The 24,325-nt window shown below is 36.2% G+C and carries 14 protein-coding genes and 1 pseudogene; 3 read left to right on the forward strand and 12 right to left on the reverse strand.

Going from position 1 to position 24,325, the window contains the following annotated elements; translation table 11 throughout:
* Positions 1-60: 60 nt before the first annotated feature.
* Together I858_RS15275 and I858_RS15280 are read right to left on the reverse strand one after the other, a co-directional pair.
* Positions 61-1,278 (reverse strand): annotated as a pseudogene (locus I858_RS15275) (M20 metallopeptidase family protein).
* A complete protein-coding gene (locus tag I858_RS15280) occupies positions 1,268-2,449 on the reverse strand; it encodes a metal-dependent hydrolase family protein (RefSeq protein WP_049693698.1) in 1,182 nt (393 codons plus the stop codon). Before I858_RS15280 ends, I858_RS15275 begins: the two are co-directional and overlap by 11 nt.
* A 560-nt stretch (positions 2,450-3,009) precedes the next feature.
* Here I858_RS15280 and I858_RS15285 point away from each other — a divergent pair.
* Positions 3,010-4,416 carry a DHA2 family efflux MFS transporter permease subunit gene (locus I858_RS15285; RefSeq protein WP_049693699.1) on the forward strand — a complete coding sequence of 469 codons (1,407 nt, stop codon included), beginning with the start codon at positions 3,010-3,012 and terminating at the stop codon, positions 4,414-4,416.
* 48 nt (positions 4,417-4,464) lie between these two features.
* Here I858_RS15285 and I858_RS15290 read toward each other — a convergent pair whose 3' ends face one another.
* Together I858_RS15290 and I858_RS15295 are read right to left on the reverse strand one after the other, a co-directional pair.
* Positions 4,465-4,875, reverse strand: coding sequence for a DUF4181 domain-containing protein (locus tag I858_RS15290; RefSeq protein WP_049693700.1), 411 nt, complete (start codon positions 4,873-4,875; stop codon positions 4,465-4,467).
* Between the two features lie 19 nt (positions 4,876-4,894).
* Entirely contained in the window at positions 4,895-5,104 is a 210-nt protein-coding gene (locus tag I858_RS15295; protein ID WP_049693701.1) for a DUF6366 family protein, read from the reverse strand.
* A gap of 194 nt (positions 5,105-5,298) precedes the next feature.
* Between I858_RS15295 and I858_RS15300 the strand changes: the two genes are divergently transcribed.
* The gene (locus I858_RS15300) at positions 5,299-6,483 is read left to right on the forward strand and encodes a MalY/PatB family protein (RefSeq protein ID WP_049693702.1); all 1,185 of its coding nucleotides are present in this window, start codon (positions 5,299-5,301) and stop codon (positions 6,481-6,483) included.
* Positions 6,484-6,511: 28 nt separating this feature from the next.
* Complete coding sequence (locus I858_RS15305; RefSeq protein ID WP_053221270.1) at positions 6,512-6,889, forward strand: hypothetical protein; 378 nt, start codon at positions 6,512-6,514, stop codon at positions 6,887-6,889.
* A gap of 75 nt (positions 6,890-6,964) precedes the next feature.
* Here the strand turns inward: I858_RS15305 and I858_RS15310 are convergent, their stop codons facing one another.
* The 8 genes from I858_RS15310 to I858_RS15345 all read right to left on the reverse strand — a co-directional run bounded on the left by I858_RS15310 (position 6,965) and on the right by I858_RS15345 (position 24,320).
* Entirely contained in the window at positions 6,965-7,915 is a 951-nt protein-coding gene (locus I858_RS15310; protein ID WP_049693703.1) for a ribose-phosphate diphosphokinase, read from the reverse strand.
* 631 nt (positions 7,916-8,546) lie between these two features.
* The gene (locus tag I858_RS15315; protein WP_239457186.1) at positions 8,547-9,347 is read right to left on the reverse strand and encodes a hypothetical protein; all 801 of its coding nucleotides are present in this window, start codon (positions 9,345-9,347) and stop codon (positions 8,547-8,549) included.
* A gap of 14 nt (positions 9,348-9,361) precedes the next feature.
* Positions 9,362-12,793, reverse strand: a complete 3,432-nt coding sequence (locus tag I858_RS15320) for a hypothetical protein (RefSeq protein WP_049693705.1) — start codon at positions 12,791-12,793, stop codon at positions 9,362-9,364.
* Positions 12,790-13,665 (reverse strand): DUF4007 family protein, encoded by an 876-nt coding sequence (locus tag I858_RS15325; RefSeq protein WP_049693706.1) that lies wholly within the window; start codon positions 13,663-13,665, stop codon positions 12,790-12,792. The genes I858_RS15320 and I858_RS15325 overlap by 4 nt, the downstream gene beginning before the upstream one ends.
* Positions 13,666-14,003: 338 nt before the next feature.
* Positions 14,004-15,716 (reverse strand): hypothetical protein, encoded by a 1,713-nt coding sequence (locus tag I858_RS15330; protein WP_065524427.1) that lies wholly within the window; start codon positions 15,714-15,716, stop codon positions 14,004-14,006.
* Entirely contained in the window at positions 15,686-18,262 is a 2,577-nt protein-coding gene (locus tag I858_RS15335) for a hypothetical protein (RefSeq protein WP_065524426.1), read from the reverse strand. The genes I858_RS15330 and I858_RS15335 overlap by 31 nt, the downstream gene beginning before the upstream one ends.
* Before the next feature lie 16 nt (positions 18,263-18,278).
* Positions 18,279-19,100, reverse strand: a complete 822-nt coding sequence (locus I858_RS15340; protein ID WP_049693708.1) for a DUF4007 family protein — start codon at positions 19,098-19,100, stop codon at positions 18,279-18,281.
* Between the two features lie 3 nt (positions 19,101-19,103).
* A complete protein-coding gene (locus I858_RS15345) occupies positions 19,104-24,320 on the reverse strand; it encodes an ATP-binding protein (protein WP_049693709.1) in 5,217 nt (1,738 codons plus the stop codon).
* Positions 24,321-24,325 lie beyond the last annotated feature (5 nt).

Below are 24,325 nucleotides of genomic sequence, written 5' to 3' on the forward strand. Positions count from 1 at the left end.
GCCTCCACTTTAAACAACCTATACAGGTCGTTAAAGTGGGGGCTTCTTGACTGACTTATTTTATTTTGCATGATCGTATGCTACCAAGATGGCAGCAAATGATTTAGCGGTATTGAGCATGGCTGTTTCGTCAAAATCGAAACGAGCGTGATGATGCGGATAAACTTTATCATCTTCTGCTAATTGAGCGCCTGCAAAAATAAAAGAACCGGGTACTTGTTGTGTATAGTAGCAAAAATCCTCACCCGGCATCACAGCTGGCGTTTCGACTACCGCTTCGGCACCTAACACACTTTCCATTGCGCGCTTCGCTAGTTGCGTTTCCTCGGGATGATTCCACACAGCGTCATAGCCCTTTTCAAGAACGGTATCAACTCTAGCGCCAAATGCTTTGGCTACTTGAGAAGCGATTGTCGACAATCGTTCAGTAGCGAGTGAACGAACTTCCGGTTTATACGAACGAATGGTACCGGTCATGACCGCTGTTGTGGGAATCACGTTTTTGGCTTGACCGCTGTTAATAGACCCTACTGAAACGACCAGTTGCTCTAGTGGATCGGTGTTGCGGCTAACAATCGACTGAAGTGCCGTGATAATGTGAGCAGCCGTGACAATCGGATCCACCGTTTCTTGAGGAATGGCGCCATGACCTCCTTTGCCATTCACAGTAATAACAAAGGTATCGACCGCAGCTTGGATATAGCCTTCTTTGTAAAACATGGTTCCCGATGGCATCGTGCTTTGAAGATGGCAACCATAGACAGCGTCAACGCCTGCGAGGCAACCGTCTGCAATCATAGCCTATGCACCCCCTGGATATTCTTCTTCTCCAAACTGGTGGATAAAGACTACGTTATGATGCACTTGCTCTGGATTTCCAACTAACGTTTTGGCAAAAACCATGAGTGCCGCTGTATGGCCATCATGACCACAGGCATGCATAGCGCCAGGGATGGTCGATTTGTAAGGCACCTCTTTTTGATCTTGAATTGGCAAAGCATCAAAATCTGCACGGAACGCAATAGTTTTTTGTGCATTTTCCGCATTGAATGTAGCGACTACACCACGTCCACCCACACCGGTTCTGACTTTTAACCCTAACGCATTGTAGTATTCAGCTATATATTGAGGTGTTTCGACTTCTTGATGAGAAATTTCAGGATATTGATGAAGATGACGACGAATACTCACCATTTCAGGGTAAAAATTTTCTAATTGGCTGACCAGTTGCTGGAGTTTTTCATTTTCTATGGACAAGTTTTGTGTATTAATTGACATGGACCATTACGCCTCCTTGATAGACAGTTTCGACTGAACGAAAAGCAGAAAGACTGTTTTCCGGATCTTCAGACAGAATGATAAAATCAGCGACTTTCCCGGCTTCTAGTGATCCGGTTTCGTTTTGAACATTTAAGACAGCTGCCGCATCATACGTTGCGGAAGTAATGATGGCACGAACAGTCATCACACCTTCATGCATCAATTCCAGTTCTTTAGCAAAATCACCGTGTAAGTTAAATGGTGTCCCGGCGTCTGTACCCGCTGCGATTTTTACGCCCGCTTTTACTGCTTTTCGGAAACTTTCTTTATGCGCTTCGTAACAATATTTCGCCTTTTTGATAGCATGCGGTGGAATTTCCCCTGAATCTGCATTTTGGACAATGTAATACGGTGCTGCAAGCGTCGGGACAAGCACTGTTCCGTATTCAATCATCAAATGAATGGTTTCATCGTCTAGGAAAATACCATGTTCAATGGTCGTAATTCCTGCACGTACGGCATTTTGAATACCGATAGTTCCTTGTGCATGAGAAGCGGTCGTTTTTCCAGCATGAAGCGCTTCTTCAACTGCCGCTTTCATTTCGTTTTCCGATAATTGTGGAGAGCCTGGGTCAACGCCAGGTGTCATCACACCGCCAGTCGCCATCAACTTTAATACGTCAGCGCCTTGCTTTAACGTTTGACGTGCCACTTTACGGATTTCGTCTTCTCCATCTGCTTCTGAAGCAAGCGGATAGCCGTGACCACCCGTCATGACAATCGGCTGACCAGAACCATAAACTGTAGGACCAGTGACAAGGCCTGCCTCTATAGCGTCGCGGTACGCCAAGTCAATATGTCCTTTCGACCCTAAGTTACGAACACTTGTAACGCCAGACTTTATCTGTTTTTTCCCGTTAGCTTGGTGACGATAAGCAGACAATGCCTGGCTGTCTGTAGAAATTTGAGCAAATGGATCTGCTACACCGTCCATGCCAAGATGAATGTGCATATCAAAAAATCCTGGCAAAATGGTTTTTCCTTGACCGTCGATTACAGTTGTTGCTTGTTTGTGAACAGCTTCTTCTCCAACTGCAACAATTTTGTTTTTTTCAATGAGGATAGCCGACTCTGTCAGCTTATCGCCTCTACCTGTATAAATCGTGACATTCTCTATTTTCAAAGACAATCGAATTCCTCCTCTAGTTAAAGTCAATAACCACTTCTATCTGTGACTCAGTAGCCACTTTAGCACTCGTCATTTCACTTTTCCGATCCTCAACCCACTTAACTAGTTGGAATTATTAATCTATTTCACCTTCTTACTATATAGTCTATGGCACGAAAAAGTAAGCTGTTTTTATGAATAATCATAAAATAACGACAAAGTGATCTACTTTTTTTGCTTTAGTCACGAAAAATCTATTGCGATTTTCCGAAAAGTGGTAGCACGTCGCCAATCGTTGTCACAGCAGGTTATTCGTGAGTACTTTCTTTAACCTCACATGCTTTCTGTTGAAACTTAAGTGTATTTTTTTCAGCTATTATAGGAGATCTTGCATTTTGTGACTTTTTGAAAAGAAGTTATGACAAGTATGTGGAGTGTGTTCTCTTGATTACTTTGATTGTCATTGAATTTTGTAAAGAAATTTTGCTATAGTTGCACATGGACTTATTAATCCGATGGAAACTAACGGATAACCAGAAACTTCACCAGTCAAAACTAAAGTTAGAGAAAGAAGTTGAGTTATGGAATCTCACGTACACGTTCAAAGACCAAAACTGATCGCAGGCATTTTAATGCTGGGTTCTTTTATCGGGTTGTTTGGCGAAACCGCATTAAATATGGCGTTAACAAATATTATGGACGACTTAGCTATTAGCGCAGGCACAGCACAGTGGCTAACGACTGGTTATTTGTTGGTGTTGGCTACGCTAGTGCCATTATCTGCTTATTTGGTTCGCTGGTTTACCACACGCCAACTAATCGTTTCAGCATTGCTGATTTCTTCACTTGGTGCACTTCTCGCTGCACTGGCACCTAATTTTGCGGTTCTGCTTCTTGGCCGGCTGATACAAGCCATTGGCACAGGTATTTTCTTGCCGTTAATGTTCAGCGTTGTTCTCATGATTTTTCCGATTCAAAAACGTGGATCGGTTATGGGGATTGTTGGACTGGTAATCACTGCAGGTCCTGCTTTAGGGCCTACATTGAGTGGATTAATCATTCAAGTGAGCAGCTGGCATTATATTTTTGTGGTTATGATCGCGTTAAATGTTTTGCTCTTGCTAGGTTCTTTAAAAGTAGAAAATGTTTCCATTATCTCGAAACCAACTATTGATGTGGCTTCGCTATTGCTATCTACTCTCGCTTTTGGCGGAATCATCTTCTCTCTCGCGACTTTGGCAGAAACACCTTTTGCAAATCCGTTTGTTTGGGGGCCATTAGTGGTCGGCGTTGTCGCATTGTTGCTATTTGTGTTGCGTCAGTTGAAAATGACACACCCGATGATTGATTTGCGTGTGTTTAAGTACACAATGTTTTCGTTGGGTACTTTGTTGATGTTCGCGACGTTATTCGTCATTCTTTCAGTATCAATTCTAATTCCTATTTATTTAAAAAGTGTCCTCGCTTATTCATCGATTGCCGCAGGACTGTTGATGTTACCGGCCAACTTTCTAAATATCTTAATGGCACCAATTGTCGGCTCTAGTTTTGACCGAGTAGGTGCCCGCATTTATACGCGAGCTGGATTTGCTTTTATGACTCTTGCCGCTTTACTATTTATCATGATTCTTTCGGCTACAACACCTGTATGGCAAGTGATCGCTGCACTTTGTATGTTGTTCTTAGGAGTTTCAATGGCCATTATGCCCGCACAAACTCATGCTATGAATCAGTTACCTCCCGATTTGTATGCTGATGGTTCGGCTGCTATGAATACGCTGACTCAAGTTGCAGGCGCTGCAGGGACAGCGATTGCCATTACGTTGTTTACAGCCGGTCAAAAAAACTACATTGCCGAGTTTGGCGCTGTCAATCCGGCAGCATTTTTAGCATCTGGTACAAATTTCGCTTTTTATGCTGTGTTGGTAGCTGCTATTGTGGGATTGGTAGGCTCTTTGTTTGTCCGCAACACCAAACTAGCCAGTTAATTGAAAAACACATCCGGCCTTTTAAAGGAAGGATGTGTTTTTTAGCTTTTATAGTCGTAAATTGACCAAATCCAATTGAATCATTGCAATACTCGCCACAATGACCCAAATCGTAATTTCACTCATGGTCAATATCCATTGTTTTGGATTATCGGTGTATTTCCATTCAAAAAAGGCTCTCACGGAGTAATCGATGACTATAAAAGCACCCCAGACAATTAAGTAAAGAGCGATTGGATATTCTTTGAAAACGAACAAATAGATCACGAAGATCGACCCAATCATTGTCGCAATTCGAATTGTCCAATCGATTTTCTTATGCAAATTGTTTATATGGTTATACGAAAACCAATCGATTTTCTCTTTCTTAATCTTAAAGGTTTTTCTCAAAACCCATTTCACGAACCAAATCACACCAAACACTGATGCCATCAGCAAAAAGAATTTCAGCCAAAACATGCCATTGCCCCCTTTTCAATTAAAAACTAACATAGATCACGTACCCTGCAAATAACACCAATATCAATAAGGTCATGCCTTTCCAGCCCATATCCCCTGCGATATCTGTTAAATTGCCACTTCCCGCTCCATTGTCTAATCCATCACGCACGTTTCCTCCAGGATTGTTCTTTTGTTCATTTTGTTTCAAGTGATTTCTTTTTTCTTGTGGTGTTTTTTGCATGTTCATAAGGGACACTCCCTATTTTTAGTTTTTTAAAATTCCATCACCTTATTCATATTATGGCATATTTTGGATAGGTCGCCTATCGCTATTTTAAGAATTCACTGGAAAAGGCGCTTGAAAGATTGCAAGAGACGGGCTATGCTTCAATTAGCTAGTGTGTTTATTGGGCAAATCAATTGGATAAAGGAGCTACGAATATGAATTCTTTTCAACAAGTATACGATAGAAAAAATACTCGTTCGGTAAAATGGGATACCCTTGGCGCTATTTACGGATTAGAAGAAACTTCAGACATCTTGCCTATGTGGATTGCAGATATGGACTTTTCTGCTCCTCCCGCTGTCTTAAAAGCCTTACATGACCGCGTCGAGCATTCGATATTCGGTTATTCGTTTATGTGCGAAGAATGTCGTACTGCTGTCATCAATTGGCAAGCCAAACGAAACGATTGGCAAATCGACAAAGACTGGATGTTATTTCACCAAGGCATTATTCCAGCGATTGCATCGATTATTGAAACGTTTACAGAAAAACACGATAAAATTGTGGTGACGCCACCCGTCTACCCTCCTTTTTTCCAACTTGCTGAACATCAAGATCGCCAAGTTTTGTATTCGCCACTTGTTGTGCAAAACGGGCAATACACGATAGATTTCAACGATTTTGAAGAAAAGTTACAAGAAGCGGCTTTGTTTATCTTATGCAATCCGCACAATCCAGGCGGTCGCGTATGGACGGTCGATGAACTAACAGAAATTATTCGACTGTGCGCAAAATACGACGTGCTGATCATTTCTGATGAAATTCACGGTGATTTGATGATAGGCGAAAGTCGTCATACCCCACTCGCCAAAATTGCTGGCAGTGAAAGCAATCGCATTTTCACCTGTCTTGCACCGACCAAAACTTTTAACTTGGCGGGCATTCAAGTGGCCATGATTGTTGCAACTGACAAAGACAAACGCGCTAAACTCGAAAAGCACGCGCTCGCACACGGCTCTGGTATGCTGAATGCTTTTGCGCCTACTGCGTTGACCGCGGCTTACAATGACAGCGAAAAGTGGCTTGAAAGGATGCTAGTCACTATTTCAGACAATATCGATTTTGCGAGTAGCGCATTAGAAGAAAAAATTCCCGGCTTACACGTTATGAAGCCGCAATCGACTTATTTGTTGTGGATCGATTACCGCAAGTTGGACTTGACTGAAGAAGAAGTGATGAAAAAACTACTGCTAACAGGAAAAGTCGCATTAGAACCGGGAAGCAAGTATGGTCCCGCTGGACTGGGGTATTTACGATTAAATGCAGCTTGTCCACGAACCACATTGTCAGAAGGCATAGACCGTATCGTTTTAGCATTAACAAGCACGACACAAGACTGAACACCCAAGCAAAAGGAGATTTTAAAAGATGATTAAAAAAGTAATGATGGTTTCAATGGCTGCACTGTTTTTAACAGCTTGCAGTGACAAAGCCCCCGACGAAACAACACCTGTTCCAGAAGAAACAAACAGCACTCAAAGCGAGTCTGCTGATGCTGCTGCAACTGCTGATCAGGGAGAATGGGCTTCTTTGCCGGAGTACGCGACCATTATAGACCAAATTGACGACGGGGAGTATAACTTTGAAACAGTAACCGATGTTTCGGAAAAACGAATTTTGCTACTTAGCGATCAAGATGGCAAAGAACAGTACAAAACCATTTTTATCAAACCGACCGACCGACTAGAAATCATTAAAATCGGGAATGATGGCGTTGGCGAAATTTTCAATGCGACGTTAAAGTAAGCAATAACCGAAATTCAAAAAAAGCCTTTCCCGATTCCAGTTAAGGAATCGGGAAAGGCTTTTTTGCTAATCGATTTATTCAAACAAAGGCGTAACCGGTTTTTCGTTATGCACGTGTTCAATCGCTTCAGCCAATAACGGAGCCACTGACAAAATCGTCAGCTTGGGAATGCGTTTTTCATCCCCGACACGAATCGTGTTGGTCACAACCAATTCCGTCAACGCCGAATCGTTGATTTTTTGAATGGCATCTCCTGATAACACGGCATGCGTACAACAAGCATAAACGGCTTTTGCCCCGTTTTCCACGAGCACATTCGCCGCAGCTGCAACAGTTGTTGCCGTGTCGATAATATCGACAATGATGATGACGTTTTTACCTTTAATGTCGCCGACAATGTTGACCGTTTCCGGCTCATCCGGATGCATGCGGCGTTTGTCGATAAAGCCAATCGGCACGTCCAAATGATTAGCCAGTTTCCGCGCACGGCCAAGCCCTCCGTTATCCGGAGCCACCACGATGGCATTGTCTAAGTTTTTATCGTAGAAATGCTTTTCTAAAATCTTGCCACCGAGCAATTGATCGACGGGCACATTAAAGAATCCTTGAATTTGTGGCGCATGTAAATCCATCGTAATGACGTGATTGGCGCCTGCTTTTTCCAGCATATTCGCTACCAGTTTGGCTGTAATCGGTTCACGTGAACTCGCTTTGCGGTCTTGACGCGCATAGCCATAATACGGAATCACCACGTTGATCTTGTTGACCGATGCACGTTTTAACGCATCAATCATGATCAGCAACTCCATAACATGTTCACTTCCCGGCTGCGATGTCGACTGAATCAGATACACATCCGCCCCGCGCACACTTTCCTCAATGTGAATTTGCACTTCTCCATCACTAAAATGCGCAATCGAGCTCTTGCCCAAATCATGACCAAGCAACTCAGAAATTTCCTGGGCCAGTTCTGGATTTGAGTTCAATGTAAACAGCTTAAAGTTCGTTCCTAGTTGATAAGCCACTTGATAGCCCCCTTGAATTTTTTAGATGATCCACTAATTACTAAGGTATTTGTTCGCCAAATGACCTTAGCAGTTGCTTTTATGATAACCTTTTCGTAGGGTAATAGCTATTGGTTGAAGGAGATTTTCTTTAAAAAAAGACTTAATTCAAGGCAAATTATACATTTTAACTGCTCACTTAAATTAAATATTATATTGCAGAGTTAGCTGCTCCTTTCCTACTATGTATTTATTAATATTAAAGTTACTTACAGAAGAAGTCTTTCAGTGTAAAAGAGAAAAAAGGAGATAGAGTGAGGAATTCTAATAAATGGCTTGAGGAAATAGTACTTTCTTTAATTTCAATCGAGGGAAAATGATCTTTAGAAGAGATCTATTAAAGAATTCGGAAGCAAGGCAATATAGACTTTACCTCTTACACCGAATGGAAGTCACAGGTTAGAAAAATATATACCTGTACTATAGTAATTGTGACATTTTAAAGGGAACAATTGGTGACACAACTGATCTATTATACTAAATCGAGGGTGAAAGAAAAGATTATTTTAGCATTAGAAAATTCAACAATTTTAAAAAGTAAGGAGTTTACTTAGACCCAAACCCCTCACTTTTCATCCAACTATTTATATAACTATGAAAATGAACATACACAAGGAACTGTTTCATCTTGAATTTTCAAGAAGTTCTCCACGCCTTCTCGATCCATGCGTTCACGGTACTCACGCAAAGTATAGGGTCCACCATTTTTTTTAAGAATAGATACATTTTTTTCGAAGTCTTTTCGGAAATTTTCTTCCATCTCTTCTTGTAACGCGTAACGTTCTGGCCATACGTTGTACAGCTGTGCGTAATGCTGGAAGCCACCACGTACACACCGTCCTCCACAGTTTGCATGTGAGAACCCCATAGCGTACATTCTCGGAAGCTTGATGCCCCATTCTTCTTCAATAATAGATTTCACATCAATGTCTTCTCTAAAAGTTTCAATCATCGGAAACCTTGTTTCAATCGGCTCTAATGGACGATGTTCATAAAAGTCTTTCAGGTTATCCGATCGATGTGTTTCGTGAGGCCCGATACCGAAATAAAGAATCGGTTCAAGGTTATGCACATCTCTTAATTCTTCCAAAAATACGATGGTTTGCTGTACTTTCAACTCTTCTGAACACTTCGCTAATCGAGAGTTTCCCAAGAAGCGATAATCATAAAATACTTCTTCAGGAGTTCTACCATCTACTCTTTCCGTAATTTCCACTCCGATATAATCTGCAACTTCATACATGAAACGATAATTGTCTTCGTCTTCCCACAAGGTATTTGTAAAGAACAAGATACTGTTCTCTTTCCCGTGTGCTTGGACCATCTGATAGGCCACATACGCACTAGAAGCACCGCCGCTATACATCGCTACGTGCACTTTTTTTCTTTCCAAAATAGCTCCTCCTCTTATTCTATATACTCATCTAGTAGTTTAAAAACTAGATATTCTATTTCTTCTCTTGGGACACTTCTTCCAGCATTATTAATGATTCGATTTACATTTTCATAAACCGTTATGGCTTTATTGGAAAGCTCAATTTTTTTAATGGATTTCTGCGAATCGTTGTATCCTAATAGGATTGTATCTTTGGTTTCGGAAGACATTTCCATATCCCTATAATCATTCTGCATCTGTCGAACAAATAAATCAAATGTTGTGTCTGACCAATTTCCTAATTCCACTCCTGTGTAATTTAAAGCAAATTGTTCAATAAAATTATCCGCGATAGTATTAATCGACTTTAATAATCGATTTCTCTTCACTAGATCCGCGGAATAAGTCATCAATCGGTCTTTTAGCGCGTCCAAAGAAGATACTTGGAAAGTCTCATAGAGATTATTTGTTACCTCCTCTTTGAACGTTTCAAAATGACCTTCTAATTCACTTTTCATTTCTGCTAATGAAAGCGAACTTTCAAACTTAGTTTGCAGCAATTCCAGACTATTTATAGGATTAACTTCAATTCTTCGAGCCATTGTTTTGAACTCAAGTAAGTTGGCGGGCATCTTCTCTGTCGTTTGAGAATGTCGAGGCAATTGGCGGAGCCAATTCAACAAGCCACTGCTTGCTCTAATGACAATTGTCTGGTCTCTTACATATTCACTCTCGTACTCATAGAATACTTTTTCGACACCACTTACAAATTGTAAGAATTCAGATGAATAATCGTTAAAAACAAATTCATATTCAGCGGGCTCTTTAAATATCCCGTAAAGTTTCTCAGCATCAATTGCCGTCACATACATTCCATTCCGATAAAACGTCAATTGCTCCCAAACATCTCGTAGAAGCCCTGCAAATAATAGCGGAATAAGCGGTTTTCGAATGCCAAATGGCGGCGCAATAAACATTTGTTCTAAGTCCTTCACCGAAGCTTTTCTGTGATTCTTGATGTATTCCAATAGCGCTCGGCGTAACAAATTATACGGTTCATATGATACGTGATTTAAATTGCTGACATCTAATTTATTATTTTTAAATACCGTAGCGTATATTAAATAATCCGGACCTTGGCCCTCGATGCCCAAACGCTCAAATTGCGAATTCTTGATTACATTATCCAATACAGTATAAATGGCCTTTGTTTGCATACCGTTCAAATTTCTTCTATTAATTGAATCATTTCTGATTTCAGGTGTGGATGGATATAACTCATACATGATTTCACTGATTTTGTTTTCTAATTGAACAGGATGAGTCACAGCCATCTCTAGTCCTTTATAATACCAGGAAACATTTTCATTGAAGTTTTCGAAGTCTTTCAAAAACTCTCTAATCTCAAATTGAGTTTCTGCCATTAATACGCTAACTTCTTCTTCTAGACGAGTATGCTCTGAGAGGAGCTTCTTATTCGAATAAATGGATTGTAATCCAATTAGTCTATCTATAGAGACTTTGATAGATTTGAATTTTCTGTTAGTCAAGGAGAAAATAACTCGATTATCTTGAACAGGTGCAATCATGGATATGGCTTTCAAAAATGAACTTTCATCAGTTGGAATTATATAATAAATATAACCATCTGAATCATATTGTATTTTTTTCATAAAGCCTTTTTCTAATAACTGTTCTGTTGTCAAAATATTCACTTGCATAAAACGTGTAATATTAATATCGTCATTATAATCTGTTGCAAGATAAAATTTCTTTTCAAGAAGACTTTTTAATGTGTCTAAGCGGTTTTCGTTGCTGACTTTCAATATAGCTCTTTCTTCGTCCAACATCTCATCAACTAAAACCGAGCTGCCTTCATTCAATTCCCACAGCCCTAACACTCGATTAAAGCGTAGCATTTTCTGTTGGACCAACTTTTCTAAATTCAATCTCAGCTCTTCTAAATGTTGACCTGTTCCAAACATCAATAACTCTTCGTTCAATTTAACGATATTTGTTGAGTTTGATAAATCCCATAAAGTGATCATTTTCAGCAAATCTAGTTGCCCTTTGTTTTGTTTAGTTCCTCTCATTTTATTCGTGATTTTAGCGAACGTTTTCAGAGATTTAAATGATTCATCTCCCAAAAATTCATTCATCGAAATTTGAAAGAAGTAATCAAAAAGAATATGAGGATAATACATCCCTTCTTTTTGTTTTATAACGAAGTTAGTTAAACCACCCGTTTCTTCGCTTTCTAGGAAAGTAAACAGGGTTCGTTCATTTTGTCCAAAAATATTAGATAACCTTGGCAACAAAAATAATGCTAGTGGATGTAAAGGATAAGAACCTTCTACGATCAATCGTTCAGTTTCTTGATGGTTTAATTCACTAAATAAGTTATATTTTTTTAAGATCCATTTGGAATCTGCTGATTCAAGATTGAGCAACATCAAGTCTTTTTGCATGTTTTTAGTGTATTCTTGCGCAATTCTATAAAAAGTGGCTTTATCACTTTCTACAAAATATGTCTTAAATCGCTTTTCAATTCTTTGGAATTCCGCTTTAAACTCTTCATTATGCCCTAACATATATTGCGACATATTTTTGTGAGATATAAGCAAAAGTTGGATGGTGTTTTCACTCCGCCCAGCCACTTCTGCTAAATCCTGCAAGTCTTGCATCGTCTTATAAACTTGTGACATTTCCAATGATTGAAGAAATCGTCCAAATTCATCGTATGCAATGAAAATTCTAATATTTTCTTCCTTCAATTGCGCAATAATATGCGTGATTTTATCTATGAAATTCGCTTCATAATCCACTTGAAATTTTGCGCCAGCACTTAAGGTAGAATATTCTCCTATGAACCACTCGATCTCTTTTGGATTATTATTATTAAGTTCTTTTTTCCATTGAATTAATGTATAGGAACGATTTTTCAACGATTTCTTAAATAGACTGAAGGTTTTCGGAAATTCTGATTCCCACTTGTACAAGACACCGTAAATTTCTTCAATTTCTCCAGGTATATCTATTTGATACCCCGTCTTTTTCACTGCTTTGGCAATTGAGTTTATAATTGTTCTGCTAAAAGGACCTTCATTTCCAGAAAGAACTACAGGAATAAACATTGCCTTCTCTTGTTTAGCTGCATTAAGTTTTTGAAAAATTTCCTGATCTACATCTTTAAACTTATTAATTAGTTTATTAAAGTCTTGATTATTAATATTGTCGGAGAAAATATCCGCTACAATTGTCGCTGCCAAAGACTTCCCACTTCCATAAGGTCCTATCATAATATGCGAATTATTTTTACCGTCCCCTAAGAACGCCCCTATAATGCCTTTTAGAAATTCTGCATGAGAAGGGGTGGGCAAATAACGTTGAACAAATTCTTTGTTTCCGATATCAAACTTCAAATTGATACTGGTAGTAAATACTTTTTTATCTTGAGTAATCATAAATTTTTTCTACCTTTCCCCTCATGCTCATAATAAATAAATTCTTCTGGAGAAACTTCCGGAAGACGCAAGGTATCCAAATTATTCGTTCTTGTGAAAACAGCTGGAAATTCTGCATGCTCTGTCCACGTGCTAATCAAATTCACTATCGAAGATCTCTTCATATTAAATAATTTCCCTATCAATTCTTCTTTATGTACTAAATCATCAATACTGACAGAATTCAAATTTCGTCCTTGCATGTATTTAAGCAGCGCATAACCTACTAGCAACAAGTTACTTTCATCCATTTTCGCTTCTTTTTTATAAATAACCCCACTACGTTCTTCCAATAAATTCAATTTATACAACGGACTTAGTATAACTTCCTCAGGATCTGCAGCGCTTCCGCCACTAGTATAAAGTTTAATTAAGCAATCAATGTCCCGTTTCAACGAGTTTTCGGAAACAACTCGCTTTTCGTGTTTCTGAACCCAATTAGTAAGTTCAGAAAGAACATCTTCCCGAGAGAAAGAAGTTTCTGTATATACATTAAAAAACCAATACCACGTTGTACTGATGTCCCTATTAGTAGCTAAAGAATGATGTAACAACCCTGCCGTATTAAAATATTTAATAGCCCGGTCTTTTTCATTGATGAAATTGCCCAAAGACGTAATTTGATGATATTTTTGATTATTATCACGAACTTCTTCATATATTTTCGTCGCAACTATCCAATGTTTTAAGGACTGCACCATATTCTTACCCAATCCCATTTTTTCAAAAGCATCTTTTTCAAAGAAAAATGAATTATTTACTTCTACGCTCTTAATTGCTTTACTGATCCATCTATCACGTAAATAGAAACTTTGATGTTGACTGTAGCCCATCTACCTTACCTTCTTTCATTGGAGTTAGCCTCCAGTAAAAATTGTAACAGAGAAAAAAGACTATGAGTCCTTTTTCTTTGTTTTTCAATTAAAATATACGAATATTAAATTTCACTTCATTAGACAATTTTCACTTCATTAGACAATTGTTATTTCAAAAAAATCTTAATCGATTATTTCTTTTAGCACTTAAATAATTTTACCATGTTAAAACAAAAATGGTCTCAAAAAATAACTTCAATTTATTATCATTATAAATCTAATTTTTTAAATGCCTAAAGCAATATAATTTAAATACATCTAAAGATGGTACTTCCTTAAACCTCTACTGGCATTAATTACTGTGACACTTCTATAACTTCTTTCATTTTTTTAAAAGCAATCTCTTGTTGCACTTTTGATAACCCAAAGAACAATCCAATTACCGCATCTATATTTAACTCACTTAATCGTTTTTGAATTTTTAGATCTAATTCATTCACGTCTTTAGTCAATTTATTCGTTAGATATAAAGGAATTACATTTGTATGCTGTAGCCATGTTGAGCATTGCTTAACGTCCCAAGATTTTACATCATTCTCATCAACAATATACTTTGCTTCCCATTTCTCAGCTTGTTCATCTAAATGCATTACCAAACTGTTTTCATAATTCTCTAAAACAACAGAAAAATCAATTTCAGATTCAATGTTCAACCATTTTCTTTCTAAAGCTCCCATTTCCATTAAAAGAGCCTCGCGATTCTCTTTAATACCCTGAAGTATCTGGATATCATTTAAAAAGTTTTGCAAATTGTTTGCAGCTTCTTCTATTCCTTCGCGATCTTCTTCTCTTATTTCTTTATTTAAGATTTGTTTTACTTTGATAAAGAAATTTTCACACTCTTCTACTGTTGATAAGTCGTAAATAGTATCATAAATTTCTTCAACTTCAGTATTTAATCTTTTAAGGCAATCGCCTGTTTTTTGCAAAATACCTTCTATGATTTGATGCAATTCTTGTTTAGTTTTATTATCGACTTTGCTTTTGTTTACAAATTCGATATTTTTCGAGCCTTCTTCTTTAATTTGCACTAATCTTTGGTATCCAAGAGAAGTAGAAGGAGCATTCTTTCTAGCAAATTGATTAATAGTATCTTCAATTTCTCTAGTTTTAAGACTCTCATTTAAATTATCCAGTATTGCATTTTTCCGACTTTTTAGTTGTCTTGCTTCTGATAAATAATCATATCTATTCAAGGAATCAATAATTTTTTCTACCCACTTATCAAAACCGCTAGCTTGTCCAAGACTTTGGCACTTTAATTCTTTAATGTAAGTAGCAAATGTTTCTTCAATATAGTTATGACACCGCACTTCAATCTTTCTTGCCTCTTCTATTTGTTCAATGTTATACACATATTTCTCAGAATCTTCTACTTGTCCGTGAATATTCTCTACAGTGTCTAATATTTCGAACAATAATTTGAAGTCATCTGTTTTTCTAGTTGCCTCACCTATGTCGGCACGAATTTTACCAAACTTGCGAATTGTATTATTATAAAGTCGTTTTCCTTCTTTTAAAAGATACTCAAGATGTGCCATTTTATCTTCTAGATCCCCAGGTACGTCTTCTTCTTTTTTTAATTTTTCATAGTCGTCGAAAAGTTGATTTGCTATTATTACATCATTATTTTGATTTACTTTTTTAAATAACGTTAGATAACGACCAGTAGACTCTTCAGGATTAATACGCAATACAATGGTTGAAAATAAGGATTTGAAATCTACATTCTTATCTAAGAAGACTACTTTACTCCACTCTTCTAACTTTAGGCGCGAATCATCCACTCTTAAGCGAGTTTCTGATTTACGCTGCACTAAATATACTGCTACAAGTAGTGCTAATGCATAATCATTTATTCCGAATGGTGGAACTTGATATCGATCAAAAATATTTTGAATCTCCATTTTTTCTTCTTTTTCAAGGATTTCATCCCATTCATTAAAAATGTATAAAACACGGGGATTAGTAGGAGAAATTATCTGATAATCTCCATTGAAAACCCCCACGAACCAGCTTTTTTCTCAAAAAGCAGATCCTCAACGCGATTCCTAATTTCTGTAGTTTCTGAATGAATCAATTGAAATGTAGCTTCCGATAACACCAAACGCCCAATACGGGACAAATGTTTTTTCCCTTTTGATAAATTCTTTTGAGCAAATTCAGTAAAAGGGAAAGGAATAACTTTGCTATACAGCTCCATGAAAAGTTGTTCCATATACTTACTTGGCCTTACATTGATTTTTTCAATTCCACTAGCCTTTAATACTAACCTTTTTGTTGCAAGATCATTGAAAGAGTCGGCTAAAACGTTACTGACTTTCAATTTGAAATCTGTAATAAATCGATTATACTTTTCTTTTTCTGGTGCAGTGAATAAATTAGTAACTTGATATTCTTGAATGGCTTCATAGAATTTATTATCTTTATCATCTAAAATACAAAAAGCTATAGGAGCTTCATTAAATTTTTCTTTCATTAAGATAGTTTTAACATTATTTAATTTCTCTTCACTAATATCAGAAGGTAGGTAAATCCATACTAAACGCCCTTTTGGAGTGTCCGGCCCTACTGATTCTTTCCACTCTTGTTTTAGTTGAGCTAAAAATCTTAAATTCATATCTTTAACATGAACAATTTTTTGAGTAAATTGCCACTCTGTTGTTTTAATAAAATGATGCCCACCAAATGCAGTTTCTTGTTTATCAAGAGGTAAGATATCGTCCAAAGCGTTGTCAAATACTAAAGATAAATCTAATTCCAGCTTACTTTTCTTCTTGTTTACAAGTCGTTTAAAATCATTAATTCCAATTGCATCAGCAACGAAGTCGTAAACGTTTGCACTTTCATCAAAACTAATTACACCAAAGTTCCCCTCTAACTGTTCTACTGCTGTCTCTACTTCTTTTATCGAGAGGTTCGATGCATAAGCTAATGCTTTTTTAGTATCCACTGCATTTCGAGTCTTGAAACGACCGATGCGTAGTATTAAATTCGCTGCAAGTACTTCTCTTTGACGCTCATCGAACTTATCGTCATATTTAGACAAAACTTGATTATATAATATTGCATATTCGCTTTGCTTGCGCCCTTCTTGTTCGGCAGCAAGAAGCTCTTTGAAAAATTCTGTACGTATTATTCGAGTAGCCGGCACAATTACCAAGTCACCGAACTCTCTCAGCTCTCTTTCTCCTTCGAATTCAATCTGCCGCTCTAAAAAAGTCAGTGAAGAGCGTTGTTGCAGCCAGGATGAAAGATTAGAAAGCATCCAAGATGTCATTGGATGTAAAGGATAAATTCCTTCTAATACAACTTTTTTAAAGTGCTCAAAATTTCCCCATACACTTGAGCTTTCAGCTTGAGGAGCCCATGCTAAGAAATCTTCATGGTATGAACACCAGTCATTTATTTGATTGTCTATTTTATCAACCACTAACTCTTTAAAAGCACTTTGGTTTTTACGTTCAATTAAATTAGCAAAAATGGTTTCCAGATTGGAAGACAAATGGACTTTTTCACTTGCTTCGTATCTACCTATATAGCGATTGATATTAGCAGTCCTATCTACTCGAGTGAGGTACGACTTTAAATCAGACTGAATAAAGCCTACGAAGATAATTTTATCGTCACTGTCTTGAACTGCTTCATAAATCTGCTGTAATGCTGAATCTCCTGCTCGAGTTGGATAAGATGATGCAAACTCAATATATCTTCCAAATTCATCAAAAAACACAACTACTTTATTAAACTGCGCTCTTTCACCACATAAGGCATCGGCTATTTTAGTTAATACATCTCCTGCCGAGACGCCTTCGTCCCATCTAATATATGTACCGTTTATGTCAAAGTAAACCTTATTAACCACTTCAAAAACATTAGATTCTTGCAAAATATTCTCCATCAAATATTCTTTTAACATATTAAGAGGCACTTTATTTAATAATTCTTCACTATACTTCTCATATAAATTTACATAGTTCTTGAAAGTATTAGAAACAAAATTGCGAGCTATATCATAAGATTTAGTTAAATCTTTAAGAAAATCTCCATTTACACCATTGATATCTAAGGTTTTTTGAGTTGTATTTAATATCTCGTAATTTAAATTAAAGTCTTTCATACCGTTCAATATCAATACTAAATTTGGTTTTAATGTATAAGCAGAAATTTCTTTAGAAATTTTCGAATCTACACTCCGTAAATTAGAGAGCACGTTTTTCCGTCCTTCTGTATCTCCACTAAACAGACTTGCAAGTGTTACAGCTAAATGGGATTTACCCGTCCCGTAGGGAGCAATTGTCATAAAGAAATTTGATAAAGGACTTTCATCATACAATTTATTAGCCAGAATATTAGTGAAAGTTGCGGTATCTACTAAGCGGTGAGATTTAAATGCGATATCATTTTCTGCTACTCCGAAATATTCAGGTCCATGGAACACAAAACTTTTCGCTATTTCGTTTTGTTTTTCTTCGTTATAAAACCAGTCCACTTGAACTGCTCCATTAAAGTATAATTCCTTTTTAAATCTTAAAATATCCTTTAATTGATACATAGTACACCTTCTTTACTTAGATTAAAAAGTTATATAGTTTACTTAAACAATAATCTGAAGAAACTTGTTTAATAATAGTAATTGGAAACAATTGTCTATTAACGACGATTACTCCCTGATCCTGCAACAGTTCTAATACCTCCATCACAGTATGTTCATTCCATACAAATGGATTTCCAAAACCTAAAGTATCGGTAAGTTCTGTAAAAGTAATTTCAGATTGTGTGGGCAAATGTATTTCCCAATTTTTAAAAAGCAAATAAGCATAAACATACCGATAAACCGGATTTATAGAATGAGATGAAATAATAAATTCATCATTTTCTATAGATAAAAAATTTAAACTTGCAAATGACCTTTCAGCAGTATAAAAAGATCTTAGAGGGGACAAGTTGACTTTTGAGCTGTCAAACTTCCGAGTAACTGCATTAGAAAGACTGTTTTGCGAAAATGCATCTCCGCTGACAGGAATGTACTGGTTAAACAAATATGACCATAATAAAGTAGGAGCATATTTGTTAGACATTTCGTAATGACAAATAATTTTCGATAAATCTTCAGTCAAAAATGGATCTTCTTGATAAATAACATCTCCTAAAGCTGTTAATGATAGAGAATACTTGTTATCTTTTTTGTCGAAATTAATTAACCCCATGGCCTGAGAATAGTAAATATGCGGTACTACCTTACCTGACTTTTCTCCAGTTGGAATCATTGTCAGTGAAGAAAGTTCTTCTTTTGAAAGATATTCACAATTAGAAGAAGCTACTCGCAACAATTGTGCGAGCGCTTCTGTTTCAGGTGCAAATGTTTGATGGAAATTTAACTGATATTTCATTTTTTAAATCCTTTCTTTCAGTGGGGTAACATCTATTATGGCAGGTCTTCCATATTGTAATTCCCCGTTCTCTTTCAGCATAGGTCCCGAGACTATGCATTGGCCCTTGCCAATCTTAGATAATTTGTTGGCCCATTCTTTTCGTTCTGAAGCATCGGTGCTTAAAAAGCTTGCCATATCATTTATTTCCGATTCCGGTGGAGAGAAGTAAACTTTTTGTCCCGCATTTTGCAAACGACGTATTTCATCTTTCGCCATTTGCCCTTGCATGAATTGGGTTGCATACCAGCCAGACCATCCAAACTTTCGGCCTTCGGTCAAAATTTTAGCGCTTGGTGACTTTTCAGAGTGATCTAAGTTTTGGGCCTCATCTAGAATGACAGGAAATGGTTTCGACTTATCCCCATGAGATATGTTGAAGTTCCATAGATCCCATAAAATAAATTCTGTAACAATTAATTGTACTTCTCTAACAAATCCAGAAAGTTGAACAACAAAAACAATTCCATCCTTAGTACGGTGCTCTTCCCAGTTATATTCTTTTTCAATATCGAACGGATTACGATCAATTAAAGGCTCAATTTTTGAAAGAACCGTTTTCGCATTACCAGAATTATCGCTTTCCAATTCTGCTTTCAAGTATTGAAGATTCATTTTACTGCCATATTTTTTTAAGCCACTAGATGTGGCACGGTAAATAGCATTTGCTTGCTGATCTCCCATTCCAGGATAAACTGCGCTAAATACACTTCGAATGCGTTCTGCTACATCGATATCCGATTCTTCCATGAAGTCATCTTCATCAATTTCTTTCATATTCTTTTTAAAGGGGTTAACTGGAAATCCTTCTTTTTGAACATGAAATTGATTTATACGATCCCCTAAAGAATCTTTAAATTCTGGTTCTAATTTACTTTTCTTAAAACCGTCCGTATAATCAAAAATTAAGCTGGAGATATTATTATTAGCTAACTCTAATAATAAACATTGCATAAAATAGGTTTTACCTACCCCGGATTTGCCTGAAATTAAGATATGTCGATTTTCGAGTTTTGGATGTCCATATTCCCAATAAATTTTTTTCTTTGTGCGGGTATCTTCGCCTAATAAAACCCTAATAGACTCTAGACTTTGATCAGATTTCTCTACTTCTTCAACCACGATTTCAGGTAACTCGATTCCTTCTGAGTTATCTTCTAATGATTCGATATCCTTTTTCATTTCACTTTGTACTTCGGCCGCTCGTGAATAATTATTATTAATTTTGTTTGCTAAATTATCGTATGAATCTTTATAAACGTCTATTTTTGCATCTCCTTGAACAAGTTGAGGTATTTTGGATGGTATAACTACCTCCTTATATTCTTCTTCAAATAATTCATTATGCATATTTCTGATAACTTCTTTATAATTTTCTTCATCATCTGCAAAAATATCAAATTCTTTAGATATTGGAGCAATGAACTCAATTTCTAGTCTTTCTTCTGGAGGAAGTAATTGTGATTGAATGTAGAGTTGGCCATATGCTTTATGAGTAATTTTCACATTGTCAGACCCTAACATATTTTCTGTTACTGAAATCTCTTCTCGATTATGATCTAACCAATAAGTGAGAAGTGTTGCTTCCCAATTAATTTGAAATTCTCCGTCTAATATCTTTAACAAACTTTGATTGAGAGTACCCTTAATATTTTGATCTTCTGTCACATGCACCGGAGAAAAAGCTAACAACCGGTATAATTGAGCATACCAATAGCGTCGATCATTAGCCGTGGATTTGCTATTAAGGACTTCCACCAAGAAATCGATACCGTTCTTTAATTGTCGAGTTCCTTTATCTATATGAACTTGATTTTCTTTCCCCATCTTACATTCTATTAAATTCGCTTTAATAATCAGCTTTTCAGAATTCAAACTATCTTTTTCTATTTCTAAAAGTAAATAGTCAGGTCGATTAGGTACATTATTAAACCAATGACTGTAGGAATCTAAAGAAATAAAACTTCTTAATATTATATTAGGTTTAGAAGCTTCAATTTCTAAAGTTTTGACTGCTAAAATTCCAGACAAAAAGCTATGAATTTCATAATTAAGAGGATTTAAAGCTTTCAATACTTTTATACCATCTAGAGCAGTGGAAGAATCTAACATGTACTCAGCAGAATTATTACACATATCCATATCCCACGAAGTAAAAATTGATTTCAAACGATTTTTTAACCTTAAAGCAATATCTTTCTTCATAATAGAGGAAGCGGAAATAGCAACATTTAACTCACCAAATGCTCCTTCGCCTGTAGCAAAGCTAATAATTTGTTCCTTTTCGAATAATGCTTTGTCTAGCCCTACATCCATTGAAATGACCCATTGAGAATTTTTATGTAAGATCTGTAGAGTTTCTTTAATAGATGCATCAAAACCTAGCACTTTCTCAATTCTATATAATTGTTTTTCACCAAAAGGATTTTCGATCCAGAAAACTAATTGCGAATGTGCAAAAGACGCTTGGAATTGTTTTTGACTTACGGAAATATTTCTTACTGTTTCATCATTTCTTGCAGGCATTGGATGAAATACCATAGGGAATCGAGTATCTCCAGGTTTGATATCTTGCTCCCCAGTTTTTTCATATTTAATTTCTTTTGTAACCATAAGGTTTTCTATGAATAGTAAATCAAAACGTGTCTCATCAATAATGTTCTTTATACTATTTATATTGCTATTATCAAATTTATTAAAATAAGTTTGAATTATAATATTATCATCTTCAGTAAATACGCTATCTAACCACTTACTCATATAATTTTTAGCTTTATGATTAGTTTTTGACGATAAAATTTCAAGTCTTAAATTTACACCATGGGATGAACTTTTATAAGCACCGATGAACTCGTGTAAGCCTTCAACTACAGGCTGCAGCTGCTCGAAGTTAACAAAACCAATAGATAGCGAATCGATATTAGCCGGGAAAGTGCCAATGTACTGTTGGATATGAGATTGAATTAATTTCGCCTTTGCAGAATTAGAAGCTAATTCTTCTTCATTTTCTTCTTTACTTGAGGAACTTACTTCTAATAAACTGGAACTATCTAGAATTGTGGTTTTACTATTAGTACCATGTAGAGCGAAATATCCCAAAACTTGTGTAGGAATACGACTCAGATTGTTCTCACTCATAATGGTGTCTACTCCAGAAATGATAGTTGATTGTCTCTCAATTTTTTCGAATTTTGCATTCAGTCTTGAAACAGAGATACCGTCAGACATTAAACTTTCTTTAACTAATTTAGCCATACCTTTTCGTTGGTAAGCTTGCTGATCTATTATTTTTTCTAGCATTGCGGGGTGAAAAGGCGGGATTATAGCACCTTCAATCTTAGTTACAGTAGAAATTGCATCTTCTTTGGCAATAATGTTAAATAAATTAGAGACGAGGTAAAGACTATCCTTTTCTACTTGCTTCATCTGCTCGACATTTTCATAAATTTCTTTAATAACTTCGGTATATTTATTTACAAAAAGCGCTGCTGTGTTGCTATAATGAGGATTTATCGACTTATAAAAGCCTTCTTTATTTATGTAATTAAGGAAATCCATAAATGGTTCTGCTAAGCGCAGCAATTTACTAAATAATATACCTTCTACTGACTGCAAATGTTTTAAAATATCTAATACATCGTTAGCTATAATTTCATGCTCTTTCAATTGAAAGTGAAAGGATGCTGTATCAGTGCTGGATAAGAGATTACCTAAATTATCCGCGCTAAAAACAGGCAAAACTCCCTCAGCTCCTTCAAATTTCTCTTCTAGTATGGTGAGATAAGAAAACGACTGAAGCCAATACTCATAAGGACTGAAAGACCATATATATTCAACTTTCTCAAAGTCTGCTATCTGTAATTGAAATGTTACTTTAGAAATTTTCATTTGACTAGAAGCAAATCCAACAACTGGGCTATTGAAATTATTTAAGTCAAAGATTTCTTCCCCATTTAAGTATTTGATATTGACAACATTACTTAACTCATCATTTATATAATCATTGATGCCTTTTACTGCCATACAGAGCTCTTTCCATCTACTTTCTTGATCATCGCCTTCAAAACCTTCTGCTAGTAAGATTTGCTGCACATCTATAAGTAAATCTCTACCTTCAACAATATCGCCATCTTCTTTAGTTTGTTGTATATAGTCGATTATCATAATTAGAAAAGCTTGCAAAGGATTTCCCCTTATAGCTCGAACTTTAGGAGTTACTAGCTTATTTTTTTTCGTTTTAACACCTAATATTTTATTAAGTAAAAAGAAATCGAATTGCCCAAGTTCTTCTCTTAATTGATGAACGTTTATTCCTCGTGCGAAATCAAGAACTTTATCTTCAAGAGTCTCATAATTTGAAAATGTCTCTACAATTTGCTTTTCGTAATCCTCGAAATCTTCAGTTTTAGTAAATTCTTCAAATTTTTGTTTTAGTTTTTTTTCTTTACTCGGACTAAAACCATCTTTATATTCGTCTCGTCTAATAAATTTAGCTGCACTTTCTAAAAGAGGGAATGTTTTTGTACTCACCAACTTGTTAATGGCTTTTGTCTCTACTTTTTTAAGATTTGGTAGGCCAAAATAAACCAACAAGTTACTTAATACAAAACGAGTTAATTCGGATGCTTCTGTAATCCTCTCTCCTTTCGTATCTTCAACGATTTCGCTTACCTGCAATAAATTAACGGGTGTTAGTTTAAAAATAACTTCAAATAGGACATTAACCAAATCTACTTCAGCTTTATTTTCAATATCAATTATTTCATAAAACCATTGCGCATAATTTCCATTTATAGATTTTTCAATATCTTTAGGAGTAATAGAATAAAAGTCTGCTAGTCCGCCTTTATCTTGCACACTCTCAGTGCCAAGGAGAATTATGGTTTTCTTTTCTTCAGCGAATTCATTACGCCATTTCGTTAATCTTTGATTATCGCTGATAAAGTTCTTTTCTTTTAATTGCTGCAATACTAATTCGAATTTCTTCTCTCGGGAAAACTCTTTATATTTTTCTTCGGATAATTTAATCGTTATATTGTTATTGCTATCTTTTAATGAATTCGCAAGTTCCAAATAAATAGCAGGATGGCTAATGTGATCAATTCTAAAAAGTGAGGCACTATGAACTTCGGCATTTTTTTCACTTACAATTTGTATTAATTCCTTTACGTATGCTTTCATTACAA

It is taken from the genome of Planococcus versutus (assembly GCF_001186155.3).
Lineage (GTDB): Bacteria > Bacillota > Bacilli > Bacillales_A > Planococcaceae > Planococcus > Planococcus versutus.

Coding starts and splice junctions, on each gene's coding strand:
- I858_RS15285 (WP_049693699.1), top strand. CDS start 3,010: ATGGAATCTCACGTACACGTTCAAAGACCAAAACTGATCGCAGGCATT.
- I858_RS15290 (WP_049693700.1), bottom strand. CDS start 4,875: ATGTTTTGGCTGAAATTCTTTTTGCTGATGGCATCAGTGTTTGGTGTG.
- I858_RS15295 (WP_049693701.1), bottom strand. CDS start 5,104: ATGAACATGCAAAAAACACCACAAGAAAAAAGAAATCACTTGAAACAA.
- I858_RS15300 (WP_049693702.1), top strand. CDS start 5,299: ATGAATTCTTTTCAACAAGTATACGATAGAAAAAATACTCGTTCGGTA.
- I858_RS15305 (WP_053221270.1), top strand. CDS start 6,512: ATGATTAAAAAAGTAATGATGGTTTCAATGGCTGCACTGTTTTTAACA.
- I858_RS15320 (WP_049693705.1), bottom strand. CDS start 12,793: ATGATTACTCAAGATAAAAAAGTATTTACTACCAGTATCAATTTGAAG.
- I858_RS15325 (WP_049693706.1), bottom strand. CDS start 13,665: ATGGGCTACAGTCAACATCAAAGTTTCTATTTACGTGATAGATGGATC.
- I858_RS15335 (WP_065524426.1), bottom strand. CDS start 18,262: ATGTATCAATTAAAGGATATTTTAAGATTTAAAAAGGAATTATACTTT.
- I858_RS15340 (WP_049693708.1), bottom strand. CDS start 19,100: ATGAAATATCAGTTAAATTTCCATCAAACATTTGCACCTGAAACAGAA.
- I858_RS15345 (WP_049693709.1), bottom strand. CDS start 24,320: ATGAAAGCATACGTAAAGGAATTAATACAAATTGTAAGTGAAAAAAAT.